Origin of the sequence: Protofrankia sp. Cr1 (assembly GCF_963555865.1) — a bacterium.
GTDB lineage: Bacteria > Actinomycetota > Actinomycetes > Frankiales > Frankiaceae > Protofrankia.
In genome coordinates this window covers 1-3,731 of record NZ_CAUVXO010000500.1, presented here as the reverse complement: position 1 = coordinate 3,731, position 3,731 = coordinate 1, and the positions used below count along the sequence as shown (strand labels likewise).

General features: G+C 67.1%; 4 protein-coding genes. 1 reads left to right on the top strand and 3 read right to left on the bottom strand.

What is annotated here, in order from left to right; genetic code table 11:
- The first annotated feature begins 229 nt into the window (after positions 1 to 229).
- Entirely contained in the window at positions 230 to 652 is a 423-nt protein-coding gene (locus U9980_RS24580) for a type II toxin-antitoxin system VapB family antitoxin (protein ID WP_416210389.1), read from the top strand.
- Here the strand turns inward: U9980_RS24580 and U9980_RS24575 are convergent.
- From U9980_RS24575 to U9980_RS24565, 3 genes are all read right to left on the bottom strand, one after another.
- Positions 639 to 995 carry a hypothetical protein gene (locus U9980_RS24575; protein WP_322750542.1) on the bottom strand — a complete coding sequence of 119 codons (357 nt, stop codon included), beginning with the start codon at positions 993 to 995 and terminating at the stop codon, positions 639 to 641. The genes U9980_RS24580 and U9980_RS24575 overlap by 14 nt on opposite strands.
- 225 nt (positions 996 to 1,220) lie before the next feature.
- Complete coding sequence (locus tag U9980_RS24570) at positions 1,221 to 2,573, bottom strand: YibE/F family protein (protein ID WP_322770103.1); 1,353 nt, start codon at positions 2,571 to 2,573, stop codon at positions 1,221 to 1,223.
- Positions 2,574 to 2,777: 204 nt separating this feature from the next.
- Positions 2,778 to 3,731 (bottom strand): YcnI family protein (locus U9980_RS24565; RefSeq protein ID WP_322770102.1); only part of this gene is annotated, 954 nt, incomplete at its 5' end.

Sequence of the window (3,731 nt, the reverse complement as noted above, 5' to 3'; positions counted from 1 at the left end):
GTGCCGGGCTGCGTTGCGGAAGAACTTTGCGATCAATACTGCTTGGTTCACATGATAGGTATTGTTGGATTGGGTTTGTTGCGAAAAATGTTGATTCTTGGTTCCTCTGTCGATCCACAGCGATGTAGAGACAACCGATGTGGAGGGTGGTCGCGATCCGCTGGGTCGGCGGAGGATTCTAGGCTGTCAGGTGTTCCGCGAAGGTGTGCCTTCGTCGAGGAGGTGTTAGTTGATCTTTAGATCTGTGGGTGATGGCCGCCCGTATCCTGACCATGGCCTGAGTCAGCGGGAATGGGCCGCTATCCCACCGCGCCAGGTCCGGCTGGACCAACTGATCACAACGAAGCGGGTGCTCGCGCTTGACGTCCTCCTCGACGAGGACTCGACCTTCTATGGGGACCTGTTCCCGCATGTCGTGGAGTGGGACGACCGGCTCTACCTTGAGGATGGCCTTCATCGGGCCGTGCGTGCCGCGCTGCAGCAACGCAACTCCATCCACGCGCGGGTGCACGTGCTCCAGCACGGCCGGGCAGTGGACGCGGCCGGGTCCGTCGGCGCAGACACCGCGTTCGGTGGCACCGCATTCGGAGGGGCGGCGTTCAGTGGGGCGGCAGCCAGGGTTGCTCCGTGGTTGGGTGTCAGCCCCCGCTGATCAGATAGGTCGTGTAACGGTCTTGGTCAACCTTGCCGAAGATGTGCTCCGGGCAGTCGCGCGAGGGTCGGTAGGCAACGATCGGCCGCCAGACCGGCAGGCGGCCTACCTGGGTGAGGGCGCCGCCGGCGAGTTTGCGAGCGTCTGCCTGGGTGCGGTCCGGTTCGTTGCTCAGCTCGTACCATGACCCGCACCAGTGGATCTCCTTCGGGCGGCTCGTCCAGGCAGCGGTGTGGAAGAACCACAGCAGAAACATCTCACGGAACACCAGAGCGATGATCGTTATGATCAATAGCGCACGGACGAAGTTTCCAGCTCGGCCTGAAGCGAGAACGGGGCTCACGGGACGCGAACCCAGCAGCGCGATCGGTTGATCTTCAACGGTGCTCCACCGTGCTCCCGCCACCCGCCTCTGCGTACCTGTGCGGCCCAGCCGTGATCGCGTCTGTCTGCCGGTCTCGCCGGGGCCCGTCCACCCCGAACACACCATAGGGGTATTTAGCCCTCTTCCGCGGTAACCGGCGTTTCGACGCGCCATACTGTCCAGGCGGGCGCCCGGAATGGATGCCTAGAGCGCGCGGCGGGCGGCCACGAGCGCGGCGATGCCGGTGGTGATCGGTACCGACAGGACCAGGCCGATGGCACCGACCGCTGTCCGCACGACCTCCGCGGCGACCAGGTCGCCGGTGACGACGTCAAGGGCGGAGCGGTCCGCGAGGGTGAACAGCAGCAGCGAGGGCAGCGCCGCGCCTGCGTACGCCATCATGATCGTATAGATGGAGGATGCGATGTGGTCCCGTCCGATCCGCATGGCTGACCGGTAGAGCTCCGGCGGCGGCGCGTGCGGCGAGGCGTCGGCAAGTTCCCACACCGCCGACGCCTGGGTGACGGTCACGTCGTTGAGCAGGCCGAGGGAACCGATCACCAGGCCGGCGAGGATCAGTCCGGTCAGGCTCAGCCGGCCGTCGAACGCCTTCAAGGAGGCTGACTCGTCCGAGCCGAGCCCGGTCAGTGTGGTCAGCCGGATCGCCAGGTATCCGAGCACGCCGGTGAGGCCGAGGCCCGCCAGTGTGCCGAGCAGCGCGCACGAGGTGCGGGCGGACGGGCCGTGCGCGAGGTACAGCAGGACGAACAGCACCGCCGCCGCGCTGACCAGCGACACCGCCACCGGTGACCGTCCGTCGAGCAGCGCCGGCAGCAGGAAGAACACGAGCATCAGGTAGGTCAGGGCCATGCCGACCAGCGCGGCGAGCCCGCGCCAACGGGCGACCGCCACGACCACCAGGGCGAACACCAGCGCGAGGATGCCCAGCGGTCGGCCGCGCTGGAAGTCGCTGAGATAGTAGTCGACGCCGCCGCCGGGCGATGTGCTCCGGCCGAGCCGGACCTTGTCCCCGGCGCTGAAGGTCGGACCGGCCGGGTCGACGGACTGTTCCAGCGGTCGGGTCCGGCCGGCGTCCGGGCCACTGGTGATCAGGACCGTCAGCTCCAGACATGCGGTCGCCGATGCCGTCGTCTGCTGTCCGGCCGATGCCGATGCCGATGTCGGTGCCGATGTTGGTGCCGGTGCCGGTGCCGGTGCCGGTGCTGGTGGTGATGCCGCCTCGCTGACGGTTCCGCCGCCGCACGGACCGCGCTCCGCCCGTTCGATCGTCGCGTTCACCAGCGTGATGGGCGTGCCGTCGGGAGCACGGAACACGTCCGGGATGGGCCGATGGCCGGTACCAGGCCACAGCGCGCCCACGCCGACGGCTGTTGCGGCGAACAACGGTACGAGCAGGACGGCGAGGACGATCCGGCTACGGCGGCTGGCGGCCGCGGGGCGTCCGCCGCCGCCACCGTGGCCGTGGCCGTGACCGTGATCGTGATCGGCTTCGGCTGAACCGAGTCCGCGTCTGTTGGCGCTGTGAGCCCCCGGCACCGTCCGAGTGTGGTCCGCGATAGAGCATCACAACAAGGGGGAATCCGGATGTGTCGGAGCGGATCATCCTTGTCCGGTGAAATCCCGACACATCCGAATCATGGAACGACCGAATCATGGAACGACCGGAGCCTTCGGGCGGGCGAACAGAACCATGATCGCACGCCCGTTGGCCCCCCTGGGACGCAGCGCTAGGACGTGGTGCTAGGGCGTGGTGCTTCGGCGGCGACCGGAGCGCAGGGCGAAAGCGCCGAATCCGATCCCGGCGATCCCGACGACCAGGCCTGCGATACCCAGAGCGCGAGCTGTTCCGTCCGAGCTGTCGGTGCTCTGAGAGGCGGCCGGCATCGCCGTTGCGCTACTCGGCCCGGTGCCGCTCGTCCCGGTGCCGCTCGACGCGGTAGTAGTCGCCGCTGAGCCACCGTGCGCGTCCGTACTGTCGGTACTTGCGGCGGTGAGGGTCAGCGTGGGCGCCGGGTGCTCGGGCTCGGCCTGTCCAGGCTGGGCGATGTCGATCCATCGCACGACCTGGCCGTCGCTGTAGGTCTGCAGGGTCTTGAACGCGAGCGCGCCGGGCTTGTCCGGCAACGGCCCGGCCGAGATGACGAACTGTGCGAACTCGCCCGACTTGATGGCCGTGTCGCCGGACGAGGCAGTCCAGATGATCTCACTGACACCCTCGGAGATGGTGCCGTCATCCGTAGTGATCGGCTTGTCCAGTTTGACCTTCTTGACCTCGTAGGTCCAGCCAGGGAAGTTTTTGATCAATACCGACGCGATCGGGGCGTCGCTCGGGAACTGGACGTCGACCTTGGTCGTGGACGCGTCGTCGCGTTCGGTTGGAACCTGGAACATCAGCGTCGTGTACGCACCGGCGACGGCCGTCGGCGGTGCGACGGTGACGTGTGCCGATGCCGGCAGCGCGAAAGCGATCACGCCGCTGAGGGCGGCGCCGAGCACGGCGGCGCCACGGATTGTGCGAGACATGCTGATCATCTCGAATCGTCTCGAAGGAGATTGCTCGCGAAAGACGTGCTCTGGGCACGCGACATCGGTGGCAGGAGTATTCGGCAGGTTGCCGATGGTCACCATGGCGGCCACGGTGACGGTCACCGTGACCGCAGCCGGCCCGAGCCGTTGTTTTCCAGACCGTTGTCG